15 protein-coding genes and 2 pseudogenes are annotated in these 17,417 nt (G+C 64.5%); 7 read left to right on the forward strand and 10 right to left on the reverse strand.

Features of this window, described 5'->3' with window-relative positions; all coding sequences use genetic code 11:
* Positions 1-167: 167 nt before the first annotated feature.
* Positions 168-359: pseudogene (locus tag P6U25_RS34625) on the reverse strand (hypothetical protein); the annotation flags it as partial.
* Positions 360-437: 78 nt separating this feature from the next.
* The gene (locus P6U25_RS34630) at positions 438-857 is read right to left on the reverse strand and encodes a hypothetical protein (protein ID WP_407149213.1); all 420 of its coding nucleotides are present in this window, start codon (positions 855-857) and stop codon (positions 438-440) included.
* Positions 858-1,900: 1,043 nt separating this feature from the next.
* Here P6U25_RS34630 and P6U25_RS34635 point away from each other — a divergent pair.
* The 3 genes and pseudogenes from P6U25_RS34635 to P6U25_RS34645 all read left to right on the forward strand — a co-directional run.
* Positions 1,901-1,951, forward strand: a pseudogene (locus tag P6U25_RS34635) (hypothetical protein); the annotation flags it as partial.
* A 207-nt stretch (positions 1,952-2,158) separates the two neighbouring features.
* Complete coding sequence (locus tag P6U25_RS34640; protein WP_407152699.1) at positions 2,159-2,776, forward strand: phospholipase D-like domain-containing protein; 618 nt, start codon at positions 2,159-2,161, stop codon at positions 2,774-2,776.
* Positions 2,777-2,871: 95 nt separating this feature from the next.
* Positions 2,872-5,139, forward strand: coding sequence for a DUF2235 domain-containing protein (locus P6U25_RS34645; protein ID WP_407149214.1), 2,268 nt, complete (start codon positions 2,872-2,874; stop codon positions 5,137-5,139).
* Positions 5,140-5,338: 199 nt separating this feature from the next.
* Here the strand turns inward: P6U25_RS34645 and P6U25_RS34650 are convergent, their stop codons facing one another.
* The 6 genes from P6U25_RS34650 to cobS all read right to left on the reverse strand — a co-directional run bounded on the left by P6U25_RS34650 (position 5,339) and on the right by cobS (position 12,271).
* Positions 5,339-6,439, reverse strand: a complete 1,101-nt coding sequence (locus tag P6U25_RS34650; RefSeq protein WP_407149216.1) for an LLM class flavin-dependent oxidoreductase — start codon at positions 6,437-6,439, stop codon at positions 5,339-5,341.
* 210 nt (positions 6,440-6,649) lie between these two features.
* A complete protein-coding gene (locus P6U25_RS34655) occupies positions 6,650-7,762 on the reverse strand; it encodes an NADH:flavin oxidoreductase/NADH oxidase (RefSeq protein ID WP_407149217.1) in 1,113 nt (370 codons plus the stop codon).
* Between the two features lie 127 nt (positions 7,763-7,889).
* Positions 7,890-8,963 carry an esterase-like activity of phytase family protein gene (locus P6U25_RS34660; RefSeq protein ID WP_407149218.1) on the reverse strand — a complete coding sequence of 358 codons (1,074 nt, stop codon included), beginning with the start codon at positions 8,961-8,963 and terminating at the stop codon, positions 7,890-7,892.
* Positions 8,964-8,966: 3 nt separating this feature from the next.
* Entirely contained in the window at positions 8,967-10,862 is a 1,896-nt protein-coding gene (gene cobT / locus P6U25_RS34665; protein WP_407149219.1) for a cobaltochelatase subunit CobT, read from the reverse strand.
* Positions 10,859-11,269 carry a GNAT family N-acetyltransferase gene (locus P6U25_RS34670; RefSeq protein WP_407149220.1) on the reverse strand — a complete coding sequence of 137 codons (411 nt, stop codon included), beginning with the start codon at positions 11,267-11,269 and terminating at the stop codon, positions 10,859-10,861. Before P6U25_RS34670 ends, cobT begins: the two co-directional genes overlap by 4 nt.
* A 3-nt stretch (positions 11,270-11,272) precedes the next feature.
* On the reverse strand, positions 11,273-12,271 hold the full coding sequence (gene cobS / locus P6U25_RS34675; protein ID WP_280974423.1) for a cobaltochelatase subunit CobS: 999 nt from the start codon (positions 12,269-12,271) through the stop codon (positions 11,273-11,275).
* A gap of 289 nt (positions 12,272-12,560) precedes the next feature.
* Here cobS and P6U25_RS34680 point away from each other — a divergent pair, with 289 nt between their 5' ends.
* Complete coding sequence (locus tag P6U25_RS34680) at positions 12,561-13,220, forward strand: DedA family protein (protein ID WP_407149221.1); 660 nt, start codon at positions 12,561-12,563, stop codon at positions 13,218-13,220.
* Positions 13,221-13,225: 5 nt separating this feature from the next.
* Here the strand turns inward: P6U25_RS34680 and P6U25_RS34685 are convergent, their stop codons facing one another.
* Positions 13,226-14,449 (reverse strand): citrate synthase family protein, encoded by a 1,224-nt coding sequence (locus tag P6U25_RS34685; protein WP_407149223.1) that lies wholly within the window; start codon positions 14,447-14,449, stop codon positions 13,226-13,228.
* Positions 14,450-14,524: 75 nt separating this feature from the next.
* On the opposite strand from P6U25_RS34685, the gene P6U25_RS34690 reads away from it, so the two are divergent.
* Complete coding sequence (locus tag P6U25_RS34690; RefSeq protein ID WP_407149224.1) at positions 14,525-15,628, forward strand: citrate synthase/methylcitrate synthase; 1,104 nt, start codon at positions 14,525-14,527, stop codon at positions 15,626-15,628.
* Positions 15,629-15,797: 169 nt separating this feature from the next.
* On the opposite strand, the gene P6U25_RS34695 is transcribed toward P6U25_RS34690, so the two are convergent.
* Positions 15,798-16,436, reverse strand: coding sequence for a J domain-containing protein (locus P6U25_RS34695; RefSeq protein WP_407149225.1), 639 nt, complete (start codon positions 16,434-16,436; stop codon positions 15,798-15,800).
* A gap of 107 nt (positions 16,437-16,543) precedes the next feature.
* On the opposite strand from P6U25_RS34695, the gene P6U25_RS34700 reads away from it, so the two are divergent.
* Both P6U25_RS34700 and P6U25_RS34705 read left to right on the forward strand, forming a co-directional pair.
* The gene (locus P6U25_RS34700) at positions 16,544-16,819 is read left to right on the forward strand and encodes a BolA family protein (protein ID WP_407149226.1); all 276 of its coding nucleotides are present in this window, start codon (positions 16,544-16,546) and stop codon (positions 16,817-16,819) included.
* Positions 16,820-16,951: 132 nt separating this feature from the next.
* Positions 16,952-17,401, forward strand: coding sequence for a hypothetical protein (locus P6U25_RS34705; protein WP_407149227.1), 450 nt, complete (start codon positions 16,952-16,954; stop codon positions 17,399-17,401).
* The last annotated feature ends 16 nt before the right edge of the window (positions 17,402-17,417 follow it).

Here is a 17,417-nt window from a genome sequence, read left to right on the forward strand (position 1 = left end):
GGTCGTGCTTTCTTGAGGAGCAGTTGCCAGCCATCTGACAACATGCTCCCGAAAAGCACAACCGTCATGCGACCTGCTGCTGCAACGGCTCCGGCTCGGCTTGCCGCGCGGTGGTATTGGCGGGCGTAGCCGCGAGGTCGTTGGCGAGCGCGGCGGCATCGCCGACAGGAAGACCATTCGTCGGCGATTTTGGCGAAGCGCTTGGCGCAGCGCTTGATCGTGATGAAGCCTTGCGCATCGACCGTGACGATGTCGCCGGTATCGTGCCAGCCCTCTGCGAGATGCTCCGACCCACCGGGATTTTCCGCGCGGAGATAATCGAGCATGACGTTCGGGACGCGCACCGAGTGACGTCCGCCGAGGCGGTCTCCAATGTACGCTTGAGCAGCGCTCAAGACCCCTCTCGCAACGCTCCGAATAGCGCGCAAGTCATGAGGTCACGCGCGGGTGCGCGTGATCGTGCCGGCGACGATCTGCATGGCGACGCCGAGGACCCAACCGACCATGACCGTGGCGGTCCAGGCGATATGCGGCTCGCCGTGCAACACGATCACCCCGACCGAGAAGAATGCGACCAGCGTCGCGAGGAAAGTTCCGACCGCGCTGAGGAACTCCGCCGCGTCGATCTCGCGCGGCGACTTGCCATTCCTGGCACCAAAGGCGAGCTGCGGCGTGTCGATGCCGAGATAGAAGCCGATGGCGCCGCAGAGCATCATGATGAGCAGAAACGCCTGCGAAGTCAGTACCGATACGCTGGAGCCGACATGGACCGCCACGAACAGGCCGCTCGCCGCCCCCGCCATGGCAAGGCCGAGCCGTTCCAGGATATGAGCAAATTTTCGCACGCGGGCCCGCATTGTGGTGCCCTCATCGGTTGCAGCCGCAAAGCTAGGCCGTTTCGCCGGGTCTTGAAAGCCGCAGTCGGCTCACATGAGCGCGACTTCGTCTGTGACCGCAATCTGTGATCCAGCCTACAGACACGGTTGCAGTTCAACTGTCATACTTCCCACGGCTGCGGCACCGCGACCGGGGCAATCCGACGCGTCCAATTCATGTTGACCAAATATTTCTCGACAGCGATTCGGAGGCATCACCATGGTTTCAAGAATTCAGGCTTTTCCAACCACCGACGGCATCTTCGTGGTCTGGGAGGTGTCGGCCATGATTCCGAACTGCCTCGGCTTTGCGCTGTATCGCCAGCAGCAGGGCAAGAGCGCGAGCGTCGTCGACACCTGGGTCGGCTTCGAGGATCAGGCGCAAGGCCACAAGAACGGGGAGCATCGGCCAAGCACCGAATGGCCGGTACAGAAGACAAACTGGACCGATTTCCTGGCCCCGAGCGATGCGCCGGTTCGCTACGGCGTGGTCCCGGTTCTCAAGGACGGCGACAGCAAGGTGAAGCCCGCGGCCAACGCGCCGTCGACATGGAGCGACTATGTCTCCGCCATGCCGACGGGGCCGCTGAAGCCGTGGTTCAACCGCGGCACGATCTCGGCGCAATGGCTGTCGCGGGCGATCGGCCAAGACCGCAAACCGGCGCAAACCCTGGACAAGGCGATCTCCACCAAGGGCAACAAGATTCGCGACTTCCTCATGGGGCAGCTCGGCGCCCGCCTGCTCGCGCTGCTGGCCGACGCCAGGACAAAGAAGCGCGATGTCTATCTCGCGCTGTACGAGCTCAACGATCCCGAACTGATCGCCGCGCTGACCGCGCTGAAGGGCAAGGCCCATGTCGTGCTCGGCAACAGCACCGGCAAATCCGACGCCACGGCGAAGGACACCGAGAAGAGCGCCGGAGTGTTGAAAAAGGCCGGCGTCGACATCGTTCGCCGCAAGATTGCCGAGCCGCTACGCCCACAACAAGTTCGCGGTGTTCTGCGACGGCGCGCAAAAGCCGCAGGTGGTCTGGACGGGCAGCACCAACTGGACACGCACCGGACTCTGTGCCCAGAACAACAACGGGCTCGAGATCACCGACCACGAGATCGCCGCCGCCTATCACGATCATTGGAAGATGATCTATGCGGACGGCAGCAAGTCTCCGAGGGAATTGGCGACGGCGGGCGATCGAGACTGGCCCTTCACCATCGGCAAGTCAGATATCAGTGTCTGGTTCACGCCGACCACCAAGAGCGGTGATCTTAAGGAAGCCACCAGGATGATCGAGGGCGCCGAGCATGGCGTGGTGTGCCTGATGCTCAATCCCGGCAACAAGGGTCTGCTCGGCCCGATCCTGGAGAAGGCCCAGGACAAGAACCTCTATGTGCGCGGCGTGCTCAACAATTTCCCGGCACAGGGCAAGGACAGCCCGAAGGATCAACTGCAACTCTTGACCAGCGACGGCCAGCAACAGGTCTTCAAGGGCAAGCAGATCGCCGACGTGATCCGGCCGGCCGGTATCAACAAGACCGCGGACTGGTGGCAAGGCGAGATCAAAAACACCGGCAAGTTCATGATCGCCGTGCACAGCAAGGTGATCGTGCTTGATCCGGCCGGCAAGACCCCGGTGGTCATGACCGGCTCGCACAATTTCAGCGACCGCGCCAGCACCAAGAACGACGACAACCTCGTGATTGTCAAAGGCGATTCGCAACTGGCGCTGACCTATGCCGCGCGCATCATCAGCATCTACGGCCAGTACCGCTGGCAGGCCTGGCGAAACACGCCGGAGGGTCAGAAGGACAAGGGGCTGAAGCGCAGCGACACATGGCTGAGCAGCCGCATCGGCAAGGGATGGGCCGAAACCGAGACGCGGTTCTGGCTCGGCACGACGTGACCGTGCATTGTGGCGACCGGCCGACGCGGAGCGCAGGACGGTCTTGGTCGTCCTCGTGACCTGTTGGTTCAGTTCTTGTCAACGAGCACATTTCAATGGCTAGTCCCAAGATCATCATTCTGTCTGATGGTACCGGAAATGCCGCCTCCAGCGTCTGGCGGACCAATGTGTGGCGGGTCTTTCAGGCACTTGATCTACAAAGCAATTGCCAGGCCGCCAAATATGATGACGGCGTCGGCACCTCGTCCTTCGTTCCGCTTGCCATTCTTGGTGGCGCCTTCGGCTATGGCCTCAAGCGCAATATCCTGGACGCGTACAAGTTCATCTGCCGCAACTACGACCATCAGGATCATTCGAAGATATACCTGTTCGGATTCAGCCGCGGTGCGTTCACTGTGCGCGTGCTCGCCGCGCTGATCCTCGATCAAGGCCTGATCGTCGCCGACCCCGAATCCGAGTTGCACGACGGTGCGGTGAAAGCCTACCGCGCCTACCGCGCCAAGGGTTACCACTCGGTGTGGCGCATCGAGGTGCTGTTCCGCGCCATTCGCGACTACATCCTCGTGCCGATGCTGGACCGCCTGAAGGGCAACAAGCCGTATGCACGGATCGCGCGGAAGCCGGTCCCGGCGATCGAATTCATCGGCATCTGGGATACCGTCGCGGCCTATGGTCTTCCCATCGACGAGATGACGCGCGGCATCAGCAACTGGGTGTGGCCGCTCGAATTGCCGAACCGGATTCTCAGCCCACGCGTCAACTGCGCGCGGCACGCGCTGGCCCTCGACGACGAACGCACGACCTTCCACCCGGTGCTTTGGACCGAGCACGAGCCGGGGCAACCTCCGCCGCCCGTGCCGGCGACCATCGATGGCGAGCGCCTCGTCCAGGTGTGGTTCGTCGGCATGCATGCCAATGTCGGCGGCGGCTACCCCGACGATGCCGTCGCGTTCGTGCCGTTGGCGTGGCTGGTCGACGAAGCCGTCAAGCGCGGTCTCGTCTTCAAGAGCGCGCCCGTCGCCGACCCCGATGCGATCAGATCGATCAGGTCCTCAGAGGACAAGGACGGCCGCCTGTACGATTCGCGCGCCGGGCTTGGCGCGTACTACCGATACGGTCCGCGCAAGGTCGCTGATCTCTGCAACGACCCTTACGTCGGCGTCAGCGTGCCAATGCCGAAGATCCACGAAAGCGTGTTCGAGCGGATCGACAGCGGCTGCAATGCCTACGCTCCGATCGGACTTCCGCCCAACTACGTCATCGTCTCACGAAGCGGCCAGATCACGCCGCTGGGCTCCGCAACGTTTGAAACCCCGGCCGGCGCGCCGGCACGACATGCGGCTCAGGAGAAGCTCTGGAACTACGTCTGGATGCGCCGGATTGCATACTTCGCCACGCTGGCGGCGTCGCTGCACCTGGCTGCGTTCTGGCTCTTCCATAACCAGCACAAGGAGCACGAGTTCGACTCCCACTTCAGGATGGTTTCCGAGCTGGTGCGCTTCGTCGAATCGTTCCTGCCCAATTCGTTTCATTGGTGGACCGATTGGTACGCGGGCAACCCGGAATGGTTCGCCGGCGGCATCATCGCCGTAATCGTGCTGATGACGGTCGGCAGCGCGCTCAGTGCAACGATCAGTGACAAGATGCGGATCATCTGGCGCGACCGCGCCAAGCCGGCCGCGCTCTCGGGGATCGTGCACGACGCGATCTACACGTTCCGCACCAGCACAATCTATCAGTGGATCCTCAACGTCGGGAAACGACACGTCGTTCCGTTCGTGCTCACCGCCGCCATGGTCTGGTACGGCGCAACGCTGCTGAGTCATTTTCTGTTCAACGCGGCGGACTCGATGGGTGCATACTGCCGGGGGACGGCGGCCGACAAGCTTGTCGCCGTCGACAAAGGCATCCCGCAAGATGCGGCCGACTTCGCTACGAGCGCGATCTGCGCGCCGACCGGGCTCACGGTGCGCACCGGCTTCAGGTACGAAATCGCGGTCACCATGACGGATCCCTGGGAGGACGACGGACGGTCGGTCACGCCGGTCGGATACCGGACGTCCACCAGCGAGCCTTCGAAACGCTGGCGCGGATACGCGACGATCTTCCTGCGGCGCATCTTGTTCCGGCCTTGGTACCGACTGATCGCGCGCGTCGGGCCAACCGGGGTCGATGAATATTTTCTGGACCCGGCGCCTGTGCCGAGCACCGACCCGCAAGTCTACAAGGCAAGGTTCACGGCCGACCGCAGCGGCGAGATCTTCCTCTATGTCAACGAGGCCGTCATCGGACTGCCGTGGCTCTCCGACTGGTTTTATCGAGATCACAAGGGCCAGGCGAAGGTGACGGTGAAGTTGCTGTGACGTGGCGCCCGCGACGCGCCGGCGTGGCTGGACCACCAACATACGGCGCGGGGCAGCAGACACCGCCCCGCACCATTCTTAGAGCATGATGGGATTAGGTTGACCTGAAAGCAGCGTCGGAGGTCACCTCTCCCCGTCGGGGAGAGGTAGACAGAAGCTGCTGCGAGTCGATTCGACCCAATCTCGTCGCGCTTTACCCTTACGCCGCGCGGCCGAGCGAGGCGTCGAGATGCTTGAGCCGCGGCATCACCTCGTTCTTGAGCAATTCCAGCGAGCGCCGCCAGGCCTCCGGCTTGTGCTTGTAGTCGAAGCCGAACACCAACAGCACGCCGAAGCCGCCGACCTCCTGATAGATCTTCTCGATCTTCTCGGTGACGGTCGCCGGCGAGCCGACGATCCAATTCCGGCGTGCGCAATATTCGACGGTGACGTCGCTGTCCGGCACGTCGGGCGCGTGCTTCAGATAGTCCTTGAAGCCGAAATGGCCGAGCAGCGGCAGGAAGTATTCGCTCATCATCCGGCCCATCATGTCGCCGACCGAGAGCTTCCAGGCCTCCTCGTCGGTGTCGGCGACGAACACCTCGCGCACCATCCGCCAGTCCTTGCGGCTCGGCTTGCGGCCGGTCTTGGCCGCGCCGGCCTCGACCGATTCCCAATGGCTGCCGACATAGGCCGGGTTGAGGTTGAGGCTCATCGGGATGAAGCCGCGCTCGCCGGCGAGCTTCAGCGTGTCGGAATTCTTCGACAGGCCGGCAACCCCGATCGGCGGATGCGGCGCCTGCACCGGCTTGATGTGCGGCTTGAGGAAGTCGAACATCGTGTCCGGCTTGGTCACCGTCCAGTACTTGCCCTTGTGGGTCCACGGCGCCGGATCGGTCCACATCTTCAGGATGATCTCGAGCGCCTCGCGGGTCATGTCGCGGTTCTGCCCCGACATGCCGTCGACGTTGAACATCGCCCAGTCGCTCGGCAAGCCGCTCGCGGCGACGCCGAAATTGAGCCGTCCGTTCGAGAGATGATCGAGCACCGCGACGCGGTTGGCGAGCTCGGCGGGATGATGATACGGCAGCAGGAAGCCGCCGGGCCCGATGCGGATGGTCTTGGTTTGCAGCAGCGCCTGTGCGATCAAGAGATCGGGCGACGGATGCGGCTCCCAGGGCGCGGTGTGATGCTCGCCGATCCAGGCCTCCTGATAGCCGAGCTCATCGAGCCAGCGCAGGGTCTGCAAGTCCCAATCGTGGCCCTCCTTCAATCCGCACTCCGGCGGATGCGAGGGCATCGCGAAGTATCCGAGTTCCATAAGGGCTCCTCTCCTCGTTGTTCTCCGCGTGTCTTCCGCACGCGATCGAAGAGTACCTCCTTTGGTTGCGGCAGAATAATGGCTAGTTGAATCGTATCGTCATTCCGGGGCGATGCGCAGCATCGAACTATGGTGCGCATTGCGCACCTGAGAATCTCGAGATTCCGGTTCTGGTGCTGACGCACATTCCGGAATGACGACGTGGCCAACTTACCTCGCCCCGAACGTGGTCTTCCCGAACAGCGCCTTCTGCGTCGAAGGCTGCGAGCGCCAGTATTGCGGCGGCGCGCTGACCTCGCCGCCGAGCTCGGCGGCAGCGTGCCAACCCCAGCGCGGGTCGTAGAGCATGGCGCGGGCGAGCGCGACCATGTCGGCCTTGCCGGAGGCAACGATCTCTTCCGCCTGCTTCGCTTCGGTGATCAGGCCGACCGCCATCGTGGTGACGTCGGCAGCCTCCTTCACAGCCTGCGCCGCCGGCACCTGGTAGCCTGGCCCGAGCGGGATCTTCTGCAGCGGCGAGACACCGCCGGACGAGACATCCATCCAGTCGACGCCGCGCTTGTGCAGCTCTTTTGCAAATTCAACCGTCTGCGCAAGGTCCCAGGCCCCCTCGACCCAGTCGGTCGCCGAGACGCGGACGCCGATCGGTTTGTGGTCCGGGAACGCGGCCCGCACCGCATCGAACACTTCGAGCGGAAAGCGCATCCGGTTTTCCAGCGAGCCGCCATACTTGTCGGTGCGCTTGTTGGCGATCGGCGACAGGAACTGGTGCAAGAGATAGCCGTGCGCACCGTGCAGTTCGAGCGCGTCGATGCCGAGCCGTTCGGCACGCTTGGCCGCCGCGACGAAGGCGTCGCGGATGCGCTTCAGGCCGGTCTCGTCCAGCGCCAGCGGCGGCGCCTCGCCGTCCTTGTGCGGGACATCAGATGGTCCCACCGTCTGCCAGCCGCCCTCCGCGATCGGGATCAACTGCCCGCCCTCCCACGGGCGCCGGCTCGACGCCTTGCGGCCGGCATGGGCGAGTTGCATGGCAACTGCCGCCTTCGAATGCTTGCGCACGGAGGCGAGAATCGGCTTCAGCGCCGCCTCGTTGGCGTCGCTGTAGAGGCCAAGGCAGCCCGGCGTGATCCGCCCGATATCCTCGACATGGGTCGCCTCGATGCAGAACATCGCCGCGCCCGACAGCGCCAGCATGTTGATGTGCGTGAAATGCCAGTCGGTGGCCGAGCCGTCGACCGCCGAATACTGACACATCGGCGACACCATGATGCGGTTTGGAAGTGTCAGGCCACGCAACTCGATCGGGGAGAACAGGGCGCTCATGCGGGACTATCCGGAGCTGAGGAAGGGAGTGTGCGGCTTAAGATAGAGGGCGTGCGCAAAATCACCAACCGTCCGCCCGACGAAACGAGCCCGTGCGCAGACCAGCAATGCGCCAGCGCGGGGCACCTCACTCCAGCAGCGTGAATTGCAGCAGCAGGTTGCGCTGGATCAGTGAGAAATTGTCGTCCGAGACCATCGTCAGCACGGTCTCGCCCTCCGCCGTCACATGGGCGTCGATGCCTTCCATGTTGTCGATCTCGTTGCCGAGGTCGGCGTTGAAGATCGCGGGACCGTCGACGACGGCGCCGGGCCCGATCTCCGACAGCGCGAGGCGACGGATGCGGATGCCGACGCCCCCGATCCAGGAGAATTTCCGCTCCAGGATCAACAGGTCGCTAGAGGGCAGCAACACCGCATCGCTGATATCGAAGCTCTCGGTACGCCGTATGCTGAACTGGCCCGGTGTTTTGCCGCCGACGAGAAAGGCGATGAGATCGCCGCTTGGATCAAGTCCACGTTCGGACAGCGCGAGAAGCGTACCGGCAAGCGGCAGGCCCTTGGGCACGAAGACCAGCGCCTCGAGCCCCTTGTTGCGCGGAAGCTTGCTGACCGCCGGCGGCATCGGCACCACCTCGCCGCGCGCACGGGTAAAGCCTTTGGCGAAATCGTAGCGCAGCACTTGGTTGACGCGCTCGAGCCCGACATAGACCACGGAGCCATCGAGCGCGATCGATTCCGAATCGTACCAGTTGCGCGAGGTGATCGGCTTGCCGTCGGGCCCGAGCAGCGGCGCGGCTTCGACGTCATCGAGCCCGACCATCTCCCGGCCGCGATAGACGATACGACCGGTGAACCAGCTTCCCTTGTCGCTGATCGCGATGAAGCGCTCGCCCTTGGGATCGAGACGCAGGCCCGACAGCCCACCGAAGCCGGGAAACGGCGAGGTCAGGATCAGGCCGCTGCGATATTCGAGCGCGCCGAACCGCGTCCGCGAACGATCGCGGATATCGAACGAGGGCAGCGGCCGCGCCTTGACCTCGATCGAGACGGGCTCACTGACGGAATAGGGGCTGGGTTTGGCGGCCCGCTTCGGCGGCGTCAGCGGCGCGCTCTGCGCCTGCGCAAGGCCTGGGAGCGCGGCGGTCAACAGCGCCGCCGCCACATCCTGCACGAAGCGGCGGCGGTTAACAGGTGGGCGCATGTCTCACGAGTGGAGCCTGCGTCGGGTGCCCTGTGCAGGCGCGGCGCCGTGGGTCTCGCTGAACAACTCGGCGAGCTTTTCGGTGATGGCGCCGCCGAGTTCTTCGGCGTCCACGATGGTGACGGCGCGGCGGTAATAGCGCGTGACATCATGGCCGATACCGATCGCGATCAGCTCGACCGGCGAGCGGGTCTCGATCTCTTCGATGATGTGGCGCAGGTGCCGCTCGAGATAGTTGCCGGGATTGACCGACAGCGTGGAATCGTCGACCGGCGCGCCGTCGGAGATCATCATCAGGATGCGGCGCTGCTCGGGGCGCGCGAGCAGGCGCTTGTGCGCCCAGTCGAGTGCCTCGCCGTCGATGTTCTCCTTGAGAAGGCCCTCGCGCATCATCAGGCCGAGATTCTTGCGCGCCCGCCGCCACGGCGCATCCGCCGACTTGTAGATGATGTGGCGCAGGTCGTTGAGGCGGCCGGGATTGGCCGGCTTGCCCGCGGCCAGCCACGCCTCGCGCGACTGCCCGCCCTTCCAGGCGCGGGTGGTGAAGCCCAGGATCTCGACCTTGACGCCGCAACGCTCCAACGTGCGCGCCAGGATGTCGGCGCAGGTCGCGGCGACCGTTATCGGACGGCCGCGCATCGAGCCGGAGTTGTCCAGCAGCAGCGTGACCACGGTGTCGCGGAACGTCGCCTCCTTCTCATGCATGAAGGACAGCGGGTGATACGGATCGGTGACGACGCGCGACAGCCGCGCCGGATCGAGGATGCCCTCCTCCAGATCGAACTCCCAGGCGCGGTTCTGCTGCGCCATCAGGCGGCGCTGCAGGCGGTTGGCGAGCCGCGCCACGATGCCCTGCAGATGCGCGAGCTGCTTGTCGAGATACGAGCGCAGCCGCTCGAGTTCGTCGTGATCGCAAAGGTCCTCGGCCGCGATTACCTCGTCGAATTTCGGCGCGAAGGCATGATATTCCGGACCGCGCGGCTCGTTCTGCCCGCGCGAGTTGGGCCGCGTCGCCTCACCCGGCGTTTCGTCGTCGCCGAGCTCGCCGTCGTCGAACGTGTCGCTGGTGGAGGCTTGCGCGCTCTCCATCGCGCTTTCGCTCATCTCTTCGGCGGTGGCCTGCGCCTGATCGGCGCTCATCTCCTGCGCGGCGTCGGAATCGGGCGAGCCCTCGGCGCCGGACTGATCGTTGTCGCCGTCCGGGCTCTCGTCCTGATCGTCTTCGTCGGTATCCATGTCGCGCTCGTCGCCGAGATCGAGCGCCGACAACAGATCATGCACCAGGTCGCCGAACCTGGCCTGGTCCTCGGTGAAGCGGCTCAGCTTGTCGAGCCGCGTGCCGATCTTGTCCTCCAGCACCGGGCGCCAGAGATCGACCATCTTCTTGGCGGCCGCGGGCGGAGCGAGGCCGGTGAGACGCTCGCGCACCAGCATCGCCAGCGCATCCGACAGCGGCGCATCGGCGCGATCGGTGATCTCGTCATACTTGCCGCGATGAAAATGATCGTCGAGCATCGCAGTGAGGTTCTTGGCCACACCGGACATCCGCCGCGAGCCGATCGCCTCGACGCGCGCCTGCTCGACCGCCTCGAACACCCCGCGTGCCTGCGGATTGCCGGGCATCAACTTGCGATGCACCTTGGGATCGTGACAGGCGATCTTCAGCGCGATCGAATCGGCATGCCCGCGTACGATCGCGGCATCGCGCTTGGTCATCTTGCGCGCCGGCTCCGGTAGCCGCGCCTTGCCGGGCGCAAGTCCGGGGCGTTCGGCAGCGAAGCTGACCTCAAGCTCGGGCTTCTTGGCGATGGCGCGCAGGCACGCGGTGACCGAGCGCTTGAAGGGCTCGGTCGGCGCTTCCTTCGAACCGGGACGGAATTTGATGTTGGAGGTTGTCATAGCGATTTCGTAAACCAATGGCGCGTCACGCCGCCGGGATACCCCTCAATCGAACCGAACTCTTGATAGCCGTTGGCACGGTAGAAACCGGGCGCCTGGAAGCTCATCGTGTCGACATAGGCCCGGGTGGCTCCGAAGCGCCGCGCCTCGTCCTCGATCGCCGCGATCAGCTTCGCTCCGAAACCTCTGTTGCGAAACTTCTGCTCCATCCAGAAGTACTGGATGAACAGCACCGCGGTCCAAAGCTCTCCGACGATGCCGCCGACGATCTCGTTGCCGTCGCGGAGCGAGATGGCGAAGCGCTTGTATCTCTGCTTCCCCATCTTCTCGTTGTTGTAGCGCGCCAATCCGTCGAGCACCGCCTTCTTGGTCTGGATCAGGGTGCGCTCGACGGAGACTGTTAGCATGGATCAGCTAAGCGCCACGTTGACCGAGGATTCCGGCAGCTCGACATTGAAGCAGCGCTGGTAGAACTCGGCGACCAGCGGCCGCTCCAGTTCGTCACACTTGTTGAGGAAGGTGACGCGGAACGCGAAGCCGATGTCGTTGAAGATGTCGGCGTTCTCGGCCCAGGTGATCACCGTGCGCGGGCTCATCACCGTCGACAGGTCGCCGTTGGCGAACGCGTTGCGGGTGAGGTCCGCAAGCCGCACCATCTTGTTGACGATGTCGCGGCCTTCCTGCGTGCGGTAGTGCCGCGCCTTCGCGAGCACGATCTCCACTTCCTCGTCATGAGCGAGATAGTTCAGCGTGGTGACGATCGACCAGCGGTCCATCTGGCCCTGGTTGATCTGCTGCGTGCCGTGATAGAGGCCGGACGTGTCGCCGAGGCCGACCGTGTTGGCGGTCGCGAACAGGCGGAACGACGGATGCGGCTTGATGACCTTGTTCTGGTCGAGCAGGGTGAGCCGGCCGGAGACCTCCAGCACGCGCTGGATCACGAACATCACGTCCGGGCGGCCGGCGTCGTATTCGTCGAACACCAGCGCGATATTGTGCTGCAGCGCCCAGGGCAGGATGCCGTCACGGAATTCGGTGACCTGCTTGCCCTCCTTGACCACGATCGCGTCCTTGCCGACGAGATCGATACGGCTGATATGACTGTCCAGGTTGACGCGCACGCACGGCCAGTTGAGGCGGGCCGCGACCTGCTCGATATGGGTCGACTTGCCGGTGCCGTGATAGCCGGTGACCATCACGCGGCGGTTCTTGGCGAAACCGGCGAGGATCGCGAGCGTCGTGGCACGATCGAAGCGATAGTCCGGATCCGATTCCGGCACGTGCGGGTCGACTTCGGAATAAGCGGGAACTTCCAGGTCGCTATCGATCCCGAAGACCTGCCGGACCGACACCTTCATGTCGGGCAAGCCGACGGGTTCCTGCGTTTTGGTCTGGACGGCGGTCGTCATTCATCCTCCGAGGTCCCGGGCAGTCCCGAAACCAGATTTAAGCATTTGGCTGCGGATTGGGTGCTTCGCACAAGCCTAGCAGAGAGCAGCGGCTGGAAGAAGCCCGGGGGCTAATCAAAGTTCCATTGTGCTATCATGAAGATAGGGGCGGCGTTCGGTTTTTGGAAGGCTGCCCTGCGAATCACGCCGTACTTTCGCCGCACCACCGCGGCGCCCGCCTGCCCGGCACTTTTCCCGGCGGCCCGGAGTTGTTAGGTCTGCAACCCGGTTCCACGGCCGCAGGATATTCGTGACCTCTTTCCTTGACCCGTTGATCAGCTTCGTTTCGGCCAACGCATGGCTTGCCTATCTGACGCTGTTTCTGGCCGCCCTGCTGGAAGCCGTCCCGGTGGCCGGCTCGCTGGTGCCGGGCTCGACCATCATCCTCGCGCTCAGCGCGCTGGTGCCCGGCGGCGAACTGAAGTTGTGGCTGGTGCTGGCCGCGGCGGTGGCGGGCGCGGCGCTCGGCGATGGCAGCGCCTTTCTGATCGGCCATCGCAGCCAGCGCGAGATCCTCTCGACCTGGCCGCTGAGCAATTACCCGGGCGTGATCGCGCAGAGCGAGGCCTTCTTCAACCGCTGGGGCGTGCTCGCGGTGTTCTTCGCCCGCTTCGTGCCGCCGATTCGCGCCTTCGTCCCGATCACGGCAGGGGCGCTCGACATGCCCCCGGCGCGCTTCTACGCCGTCAACATCCCCGCAATCCTGCTCTGGGCGCCGGCGCACGTGCTGCCCGGCGTGCTCGCCATCACCGCGCTGCACGACTATGCCGGTCTGCCGCATCACGGCCATGTCGGCAAACATCTCTGGATCTTTGCGGTGGTCGGCTGCGCCTTGATCATCACGCTTGCGGTCTGGACCATCCGCCGCCGGCACGGCGGCGGCCTGATCGAACCGGCCCGGTCCAAATAAATGTCTCAAAGGCTGTTGGTCGTGCCGCCGCGCCCGGGAGCCGGGCCGACATAGCGCGCGCGGGGCCGGATCAGCTTGCCATGCTGCAATTGTTCGCTGGCATGCGCGATCCAGCCGACACTGCGGGCCATCGCAAACAGCGCAAGCTCGCTGCCGGCGGGCATCCGTAACGCATGCACCAGCACAGCCAGCGCATAATCGATGTTCACGAACTCGCCGGTCGCCTCCGCGATCCGCTCCGGCACCTCCTTGGTGAACTTGCGCGGCGCGCCGGCGCGGGTCAGTGCCTCGAGCAGCGAGATCGCACGCGGATCGCCCTTCTTGTAGACGCCGTGGCCGAAGCCGGCGAAGCGTTCGCCGAGCGCGACGCGCTCGCGGATCACCGGCGCGACGTCGTTGTCGATCATGGTCTTGACCAGATGCGAGGCCAGCACGCCGGCGCCGCCATGTTTCGGGCCCTTCAGCGCTACGAGTCCCGCAATGACGGCGTCATAGAGGTTGAGCCCGGTCGACGCGGCACAGCGCGCGGTGAAAGTCGAGGCATTCAGTTCGTGGTCAGCGAGCAGCACCAGCGCGCGGCGAATCAGATCGGGCGCGTGCTTGTTGTCGGGCGCCCAGACGCGGGCCACCTGCTGATGCAACGGCTCCGCCGACGTTCGTGCATTGAGCATGGTCGCGACCAGGAGCCGCACAATGCGCCCGCCGACCATCGCGCGGCCGTCGGGCGCGCGGGTGAAGGCGCCGGGATCGGCACTTGCCGCCAGCGCCAGCACTGCGACGGTCCGGTCGATCGGCGGCGCGCGGCGCGCGGCCTCCGCAATCATCCGCATCTCGTCCGAGACGTGCGGACAATTGTCCGGCGCGAACGGATCGACGCCGGTGACATCCCACAGCAATGTCGCGGTGTGCTCCAGCGTGTCGCGTTCGGAGAGCTCGACGCAGTTCACGCCGCGATAGATCGGGCCCTGCTCGGTGATGGTCGCGATCGCCGAATCCATCACCGGGAGGTCCACGTCGAAACTGCGCAAGCCGCGCGGCTCGGGCGATGGCGCGCGGCGCTGCTTCAAATCCCTGATGTCCTCGGCGCGGTAGCGGTGGCTGCGCGAATCCGGCGAAGGCTCGGAGCGGATCAGCCCGCGGCTGACATAGGCGTAGAGCGTGGCCGGCGAGATCGCGAGCTCGGCGGCGGCTTCCCGGGCGGAGAGGTAAAGCTCAGCGGATTTTTTCATATTGATTGATATAATCAAGATTGATCAATACGTCGAGAGGTCCGACTTTTGCGGGGTGAAGCAAGGAGATCGGGCATGAACATGATTCTCACCAAGAGCCGGATCGGTCTGGACGGCGTTCCCGCCGCCGAGACCGTGTTGAGCCATGTCGACGGCGAGCGCGGCGAATTGATCATAGCCGGCGAGCACCTCGCCGACCTCGCGGGCAAGTCGAGCTTCGAGGGTGTCACCGCGCGACTGTGGAACGGCGCCACCGGCAAGTCGCTCAGCGAGGCCAATGTCCGCGCCAGTCTCGGTGCCGCCCGCGACCGCGCCTTCGCCCGGCTGCCGGACCTGTTGCCGGCGACGCGCGGCATGTCCATCATCGACGGCTTCCGCGCCGCGATCGCAGGCCTTCGCGCGCAGAGCGGGCTGGAGCACGAGGCGACCATTGTCGGCGCCTTCCCGGTGATCGCGGGCGCCCTAGTGCAGCGCGCCAAGGCCCGCGATCCGATCGCGCCGGATCCGAACGCCGGTCACGCCGCCGACACGCTGCGGATGCTGCTCGGCCGCAAGGCCGCGCCGCGCGAAGTTGCCGCGCTCGATGCCTATCTCGTGACCGTCTGCGATCACGGCATGAACGCGTCGACCTTCACCACGCGGGTGATCGCGTCGACGCAGGCCGATCTGTTCGCGGCGATCACCGGCGGCTATTGCGCGCTGACCGGTCCGCTGCATGGCAGCGCGCCGGAGCCGGTGCTGGAGATGCTGGATGCGATCGGCACGCGGGAGCGGATCAAGCCGTGGGTCGATGACGCGCTGGCGCGCGGCGAGCGGCTGCCAGGCTTCGGCCACCGGGTGTATCGCGTGCGCGATCCGCGCGCCGACGTGCTGAAGGCTGCGATCGAGCGGCTGGCGGCCGACGGTGCCGACCTGCCGTTCGCCGGCGAGGTCGAGGCCTATATCCGCTCAGCGTTGCGCAAGAAGAAGCCGGAGCGGCCGCTCGAGACCAATGTCGAGTTCTTCACCGCGATCCTGCTCGATGCACTGGACATCCCGCGTCAGGCGTTCACGCCGATCTTTGCCGTGGCCCGCGCCGCAGGCTGGACCGCGCACGCGTTGGAGCAGCGGCGCACCGGCCGGCTGATCCGGCCGAGTTCGTCCTATGTCGGGGCGATGCCGAAGGGTTCTGGCAAATAAGCTGTCGAATGCGACGGCGGAGGCATCCACTCCGCCGTCGTCCCTGCGAAAGCAGGGACCCATACGCCGCGGCCCGTCAACGGGGCAATCAGACCAACATCTCGTGTGAACAATGAGCGCCGGTGGTTATGGGCCCCTGCTTTCGCAGGGGCGACGAAGGCGAGAGACTTCAGGCCTCGCGCACCACGGTCTTCAGGTAGTTGTACGCCTTGATGATCTCGATCAGGCGATCCTCCGTGGAGCGGTCGCCGCCATTGGCGTCGGGGTGGTGCTGCTTCACCAGCGACTTGTACTTCGCCTTGACGTCCTCGAGCGTCGCCTCGGCACCGAGCCCCATCACCTGGAGCGCCTTGCGCTCGGCGTTCATGACCTTGCGCGCTTCCGGCTTGGCCTGGGCGCCCGGCCCCGGTCGCCAGCGGCCGCGGCCGTTGAGCTCGGAGAACATGTGGAACGGATCGGACGCGGCGTCGAAATCGCCTTCGCCCTTCTTGCCGCCGCTGTTGGCGCCCATCTTCCAGGTCGGGCGATGGCCGGTCAGCGCGTCTTTCTGGTAGCGCGCGACGTCCTCCGGATTCATGCCCTGGAAGAAATTGTAGGACTGATTGTATTCGCGAACGTGATCGAGACAGAAGTGCCAATACTCGCGCGAGTTCTCACGACCCTTCGGGGCACGGTGCGCGCCCTTGTTCTGGCAACCCGCCCACTCGCAAGTGACCGCCTCTTGGCCGGCCTGCGCCTGGCGCTTCGCACTCACCTTGGTCGGCTTGATGCGAATGGAGTCGAAGAATTTTGATGAATCGATCGGCATGTTGTCTTTGACTACGCAATGCACAATTCTTCAAGTCTTGACATTGCGCAGACCTCGTTTCCCGCTGCACCATTGACGAAAGGCCGTCGCGAACCTAATTCGCCGCCATGAGCACGAAAGACACTATCATAAGCAAGTTGCGTGAAGCTTTCTTGCCGGAAAGCCTCGACGTCGTCGATGAATCACATCTGCATGAAGGCCATGCCGGCCATCGGCCAGGCGGCGAGACGCATTTCAGGGTGTATATTGTATCTCCGACCTTCGAAGGGAAGAGCCGGGTCGAGCGCCATCGTATGATAAATGCGGCGCTGGCGCAGGAACTTTCGGCCTCTGTGCACGCCCTGGCGATCCACGCGAACGCCCCCGGGGAAAACCGGCGCTAGCTCGCGCTTGCCCAGGGACGCCGCGGCGGTTTTCCTCTAATGAGGATGAATACTCCCGGCGATGGACCTGCTCCATATCCGAGCAGGCAATCTTGCGGATCACATCGCCGGCCGATTAAAGGGGGCCGCCCGATGATCCCTCGCTGGCTACGCTTCCAGTCGATCGCAGCCGCTGCCGGCCTGCTCCTGACGTGCGCCACGCAGCCGGCATCGGCGCTCGACATGCCGAGCCCGTTCGTCCAGGAAGTGTTGATCAAAAGCATCCTGGTCTCGCTCAACGACGCGGTGGCCGCCGATAATTTCATCGTGTTCCACGCCAAGATTTCGAAGCCGTTCCGCGACCAGTTTCCGCCGGACAAGCTGAGGACCGTCTTCAAGGATCTCATCGACAAGCACGCGGTGTTCGACGCGATCGTCGCCAAGCCGATCGTGCTGGACCAGGACGCCAAGGTCGACGACAAGGGCGTGCTGCAACTGAAGGGCCATTTCGATACCACGCCCAAGCAGGTCAAATATCAGCTCGGCTTCATCCCCTCCGATGGCGCCTGGAAGCTTTCGGGTATCTCGATCGACATCGAGTAGCAGCACGACCGCTCAT

The sequence above is a fragment of the Bradyrhizobium sp. ORS 86 genome, assembly GCF_045571475.1.
GTDB lineage: Bacteria > Pseudomonadota > Alphaproteobacteria > Rhizobiales > Xanthobacteraceae > Bradyrhizobium.

Excerpts from the sequence above, each read along its gene's own strand:
- P6U25_RS34645 (WP_407149214.1), top strand. The coding sequence starts at position 2,872 with ATGGCTAGTCCCAAGATCATCATTCTGTCTGATGGTACCGGAAATGCC.
- P6U25_RS34630 (WP_407149213.1), bottom strand. The coding sequence starts at position 857 with ATGCGGGCCCGCGTGCGAAAATTTGCTCATATCCTGGAACGGCTCGGC.
- cobS (WP_280974423.1), bottom strand. The coding sequence starts at position 12,271 with ATGACGACCGCCGTCCAGACCAAAACGCAGGAACCCGTCGGCTTGCCC.
- cobT (WP_407149219.1), bottom strand. The coding sequence starts at position 10,862 with ATGACAACCTCCAACATCAAATTCCGTCCCGGTTCGAAGGAAGCGCCG.
- P6U25_RS34650 (WP_407149216.1), bottom strand. The coding sequence starts at position 6,439 with ATGGAACTCGGATACTTCGCGATGCCCTCGCATCCGCCGGAGTGCGGA.
- P6U25_RS34655 (WP_407149217.1), bottom strand. The coding sequence starts at position 7,762 with ATGAGCGCCCTGTTCTCCCCGATCGAGTTGCGTGGCCTGACACTTCCA.
- P6U25_RS34660 (WP_407149218.1), bottom strand. The coding sequence starts at position 8,963 with ATGCGCCCACCTGTTAACCGCCGCCGCTTCGTGCAGGATGTGGCGGCG.
- P6U25_RS34690 (WP_407149224.1), top strand. The coding sequence starts at position 14,525 with ATGAACATGATTCTCACCAAGAGCCGGATCGGTCTGGACGGCGTTCCC.
- P6U25_RS34695 (WP_407149225.1), bottom strand. The coding sequence starts at position 16,436 with ATGCCGATCGATTCATCAAAATTCTTCGACTCCATTCGCATCAAGCCG.
- P6U25_RS34705 (WP_407149227.1), top strand. The coding sequence starts at position 16,952 with ATGATCCCTCGCTGGCTACGCTTCCAGTCGATCGCAGCCGCTGCCGGC.
- P6U25_RS34685 (WP_407149223.1), bottom strand. The coding sequence starts at position 14,449 with ATGAAAAAATCCGCTGAGCTTTACCTCTCCGCCCGGGAAGCCGCCGCC.
- P6U25_RS34700 (WP_407149226.1), top strand. The coding sequence starts at position 16,544 with ATGAGCACGAAAGACACTATCATAAGCAAGTTGCGTGAAGCTTTCTTG.
- P6U25_RS34640 (WP_407152699.1), top strand. The coding sequence starts at position 2,159 with ATGATCGAGGGCGCCGAGCATGGCGTGGTGTGCCTGATGCTCAATCCC.
- P6U25_RS34670 (WP_407149220.1), bottom strand. The coding sequence starts at position 11,269 with ATGCTAACAGTCTCCGTCGAGCGCACCCTGATCCAGACCAAGAAGGCG.